The organism is Lactobacillus nasalidis, from assembly GCF_016587775.1.
Taxonomy (GTDB): domain Bacteria; phylum Bacillota; class Bacilli; order Lactobacillales; family Lactobacillaceae; genus Lactobacillus; species Lactobacillus nasalidis.
The window spans coordinates 1-4,452 of sequence record NZ_BOCG01000494.1 but is presented as its reverse complement, the minus strand read 5'-3'; the positions used below and the strand labels follow the sequence as shown (position 1 = coordinate 4,452).

Annotated in this window: 6 protein-coding genes; all 6 read left to right on the top strand. The window is 51.8% G+C overall.

The window, feature by feature from the left end:
• Positions 1–777, top strand: a 777-nt coding sequence (purK, locus tag lacNas_RS09615) for a 5-(carboxyamino)imidazole ribonucleotide synthase (protein WP_201346811.1), incomplete at its 5' end; no start/stop codon positions are given.
• 43 nt (positions 778–820) lie between these two features.
• Positions 821–2,116 carry an adenylosuccinate lyase gene (gene purB / locus lacNas_RS09610; protein ID WP_201331303.1) on the top strand — a complete coding sequence of 432 codons (1,296 nt, stop codon included), beginning with the start codon at positions 821–823 and terminating at the stop codon, positions 2,114–2,116.
• 307 nt (positions 2,117–2,423) lie between these two features.
• Positions 2,424–3,146 carry a phosphoribosylaminoimidazolesuccinocarboxamide synthase gene (gene purC / locus lacNas_RS09605; protein ID WP_201331302.1) on the top strand — a complete coding sequence of 241 codons (723 nt, stop codon included), beginning with the start codon at positions 2,424–2,426 and terminating at the stop codon, positions 3,144–3,146.
• A 3-nt stretch (positions 3,147–3,149) separates the two neighbouring features.
• Positions 3,150–3,398 carry a phosphoribosylformylglycinamidine synthase subunit PurS gene (gene purS, locus lacNas_RS09600; RefSeq protein ID WP_201331301.1) on the top strand — a complete coding sequence of 83 codons (249 nt, stop codon included), beginning with the start codon at positions 3,150–3,152 and terminating at the stop codon, positions 3,396–3,398.
• Positions 3,398–4,072: a phosphoribosylformylglycinamidine synthase subunit PurQ gene (gene purQ / locus lacNas_RS09595; protein ID WP_201331300.1), complete on the top strand. Its 675-nt coding sequence runs from the start codon at positions 3,398–3,400 to the stop codon at positions 4,070–4,072. The genes purS and purQ overlap by 1 nt, the downstream gene beginning before the upstream one ends.
• The coding region (locus tag lacNas_RS09590) for a phosphoribosylformylglycinamidine synthase-related protein (protein ID WP_244661452.1) at positions 4,072–4,452 on the top strand (381 nt) is incomplete at its 3' end. The genes purQ and lacNas_RS09590, both read left to right, overlap by 1 nt.

The following is a 4,452-nucleotide window of genomic DNA, read 5'->3' as shown; positions in this document are numbered from 1 at the left end:
GCTGGCTGTGAAGTAGCCAAGTTCAGAGCGGTCAAGAGCCGGGCCGACCTGGAAGCTGCCGTCAGCGATTTAGGTCTGCCGGCCGTATTAAAGACCTGTGAAGGCGGCTACGACGGCAAGGGCCAGGTGGTTTTGAAAGAATCAGCTGACCTGGACAAAACCGCGGATGTCCTGGCCTGCGGGGACTGCATTTTGGAAAAGTTCGTTGACTTCCGCATGGAAGCCTCCGTCATGGTTGGCCGCAACTGCGACGGGCAGATCACGGTCTTCCCGGTCAGTGAAAACATCAACCAGGGAGAAATTTTGCACGAAAGCATCGTCCCAGCTCGGATCTCTCCAGAATTAGCCCAAAAAGCCCAGGATGCAGCTGTCAAGATCGCGGAAGCGATCGACTTGCGCGGGATCTTGGGCGTGGAAATGTTCGTGACCAAAGACGACCGGATCGTCATCAACGAACTGGCTCCGCGGCCGCATAATTCGGGCCACTACTCAATTGAAGCCTGCAACTTCTCCCAGTTTGCCGTCCACAACCGGGCCATCTGCAACTGGCCGCTGCCAAAAATCAAGCTGCTCAGCCCGGTCGTCATGGTCAATGTGCTGGGCCAGCATGTTGCCGGTACGGAAAAGCTGATTGCCGAAAAGCCGCAGTGGTCCTTCCATGACTACGGCAAAAGCGAAGTCCGCAAGGACCGCAAGATGGGGCACGTGACCATTTTGACGGACGATGTTGACCAGACTTTGGCGGAAATTGCCGCGACCAAAGTTTGGGATGTATAATGATTAAGCAGGTAATTGTTAATTTTTTAAAGGTGGAAAATAAATGATTGAACGTTATACCAGACCAGAAATGGGTGCCATTTGGACCGATGAAAAGAAATACGAATGCTGGCTGGCAGTAGAAATCGCTGCCGACGAAGCTTGGTCCAAGCTGGGCCACATTCCAGCCGAAGACGTGGAAAAGATCAAGCAAAACGCCAAATTCAGCGTTGACCGGATCAACGAAATTGAAGCCGTAACGCACCATGACGTGATTGCCTTCACCCGGACGGTTTCCGAATCATTGGGGCCGGAAAAGAAGTGGGTTCACTACGGCCTGACCAGCACTGACGTGGTTGATACGGCCCAAGGCTACCAATTGAAGCAGGCCAACGACATCCTCCGCAAGGACATCCAGAACTTCATCGACATCCTGGCCAAGCGCGCCCTTGAATTCAAGGACACGGTCTGCATGGGCCGCACCCACGGCATTCACGCCGAACCAACCACTTTCGGCCTGAAGTTTGCCCGCTGGTACTCAGAAATGAAGCGGAACCAGGAACGCTTCGAACATGCTGCCCGCGGCGTGGAAGCCGGCAAGATCTCTGGGGCGGTCGGCACTTTCGCTGAAGTCGACCCGGAAGTTGAAGCATACGTCTGCAAGAAGCTTGGCTTGCGCGCCCAGGAAATCTCGACTCAGGTTCTGCCGCGCGACCTGCACGCTGAATACATCGCAGCCATCGCCCTGGTCGCAACTTCTTTGGAAAACATCGCAACGGAAATCCGGTCTTTGCAAAGAACGGAAATCCATGAAGTTGAAGAACACTTCGCCAAGGGCCAAAAGGGTTCTTCCGCCATGCCGCACAAGCGCAACCCGATTGGCTCTGAAAACATCTGCGGGATGGCCAGAGTTTTGCGCGGCAACGTCGTGACGGCCTACGAAGACGTGACCCTGTGGCACGAAAGAGACATTTCCCACTCAGGCGCTGAAAGAGTGATCCTGCCAGACAGCACCATTGGCCTTGACTACATGCTCAACCGGATGGGGAAGATCCTGACCAACCTGGACGTCTTCCCGGAAACCATGAAGAAGAACATGGACAAGACTTTGGGCTTGATCTACTCCGGCCGGGTACTGCTCAAGCTGGTTGAAAGCGGCATGAGCAGAGAAGCAGCTTACGACTTGATTCAGCCATACACGGCCAAGTGCTGGGCAGAACAAGTGCCATTCCGGCCGCTGCTTGAAGCCGACCCGACCATTCAAAAGCAACTGACTAAGGCTGATCTTGATGATGCGTTTGACTACCACTGGCACCTGCGCCATGTCGACGATATTTTCAAGCGCCTGGGTTTGGAATAGTGTTTAAATGCAATAATTGCACGCAAGCTTACAAATATAGAAAATAAAAGAAAAAGACGATGAAAAACAGCAGCTCAAAGCAGGAGCTGCTGTTTTTGTTCGCTATTAGCTCCGAATTTTTTCCGCTATAAGGGCATTTTTAGAAAAGCGCTGGGACTTATCCGACTGTAAGCGCAACCTTATTTAAAAATGTTCGCAAATCCCTTGACCAAACTTTTTTAAGTTGTTATCCTTAGTTCAAGAAAGAAATTACGAATAGTAATTCCTGTTAACGTTATTATAGTTCGTGTTAATCGGAGGGTTCAAAATGGCAGAACTGCTTTATCAGGGTAAGACTAAGGAAATGTGGACCACTGACGATCCGGAAGTGCTGCGCGCTGTTTACAAGGATGACGCTACGGCTTTGGACGGCTTGAAGCATGACGTTTTCCAAAACAAGGGCGAGCTTGACGCGGAAATTTCCAGCCTGGTTTTCGAATATTTGATGAAGCATGGAGTTAAGACGCACTTTATCAAGCGTTTATCCAAAAACGAACAATTGGTCAAGAAGGTCAAGATGATCGACTTGGAAGTCGTTACCCGGAACATCGCGGCCGGATCATTCTGCAAGCGTTATGGCTTGAAGGAAGAAGGCAAGAAGCTGGACACTCCGGTTGAAGAACTTTTTATGAAGAGCGACGCCCTGCATGACCCGCTGATGAACGAATCCGACGCGATCGCCTTCCACCTGCTGACCCATGAAGAACATGAACAAATCTGGGAAATCTCCCGCCAGGTCAACCAGCTTTTGACCAAGCTCTTCAGAGAAGCCGGCATGGAACTGGTCGACTTCAAGGTTGAATTCGGCACTCTGCCAAACGGCGAAGTCGTTCTGGCCGATGAATTTTCACCTGACAACTGCCGCCTGTGGGACATTGAAACCAAGGACCACATGGACAAGGACGTTTACCGCCGGCAGATCGGCAACTTGATTGATGTTTACGAAAGAGTTTTGGCCCGCTTGAAGGACGCTTTGGCCAAGGAGGATTAAGCAATGACTACTGTACGGATTTATGTAACTTACAAGCAATCAGTTTTTGACCCGCAAGGTGAAGCCATCACCAACTCAATTCACTCCCTGGGCCACGATGAAGTCAAGGGCGTCAAGGTCGGCAAGTTCTTCGACGTAACCATCGAAGACAATGACAAGCCGGTAGCCGAAACGGTCAAGGAAATTTCTGAAGAGCTGCTGGTCAACTTCAACATGGAAACCTACAGCTACAAGATCTTGGAGGAAAAATAATGAAGTTTGCGGTAATTCAATTTCCGGGCTCAAACTGCGACATTGACCTCTATGAAGCCCTGCACACGGTTGTGGGCGCTGACGTTGCCTACGTGCCGTCAAAAGAAAGCAGCCTTGACGGCTTTGACGCGGTCATGCTGCCAGGCGGCTTCTCATATGGTGACTACCTGAGAGCCGGCGCTATTGCCCGCTTTACCAACATCATGCCGGCCATCGTGGAGATGGCCAAGGCCGGCAAGCCGGTCTTCGGCACCTGCAATGGCTTCCAAATCTTGACGGAAGCAGGCCTTTTGCCAGGGGCTTTGAAGAGAAACGACTCTTTGAAGTTTGTCTGCAAGACGGTTGAACTGGAAGTAGTCAACAACGACACGATCTTTACTTCCGAATACCAAAAGGGCGAGAAGATCAACCTGCCGATCGCGCACGCCGACGGTTCCTTCTACGCCGACCCGGAAACCTTGCAAAAGATTGAAGACAATGGCCAGGTCGTTTTCCGCTACTCAAAGGAAAACCCGAACGGCTCCTTGAACAACATTGCCGGCATTACCAACGAAAGAGGCAACGTCTTGGGCATGATGCCTCACCCGGAACGCGCAGTTGAGGCCCTTTTGGGCAACACCGACGGCCTGCGCCTGTTTAAGTCAATTTTGGATCATGCGGAGGTAAAAGCATAATGATGCAGGAAATGACTCCAGAAGAAATTAAAGAAAAGAAGCCTTACCTTGATTGGAGCTTGTCTGAAGAAGAATACGACTACATCTGCGACAAGCTTTTGCACCGCCTGCCAAACTATACTGAAACCGGCCTTTTTTCAGCCATGTGGAGCGAACACTGCTCATACAAGAAGTCCAAGCCGGTTTTGCGCCTCTTCCCGACCAAGGGCCCGCGGATTCTGCAAGGGCCTGGCGAAGGTGCCGGGGTCGTTGACATCGGCGACGGGCAAGCCGTGGTCTTCAAGGCTGAAAGCCACAACCACCCGACGGCCGTTGAACCTTACCAAGGGGCAGCTACTGGCGTCGGCGGCATCCTGCGCGACGTTTTCAGCATGGGTGCC

What these genes read in the sequence shown, in the direction of transcription:
- purS (WP_201331301.1), top strand. Translation starts at nt 3,150, where the DNA reads ATGACTACTGTACGGATTTATGTAACTTACAAGCAATCAGTTTTTGAC.
- purC (WP_201331302.1), top strand. Translation starts at nt 2,424, where the DNA reads ATGGCAGAACTGCTTTATCAGGGTAAGACTAAGGAAATGTGGACCACT.
- purQ (WP_201331300.1), top strand. Translation starts at nt 3,398, where the DNA reads ATGAAGTTTGCGGTAATTCAATTTCCGGGCTCAAACTGCGACATTGAC.
- purB (WP_201331303.1), top strand. Translation starts at nt 821, where the DNA reads ATGATTGAACGTTATACCAGACCAGAAATGGGTGCCATTTGGACCGAT.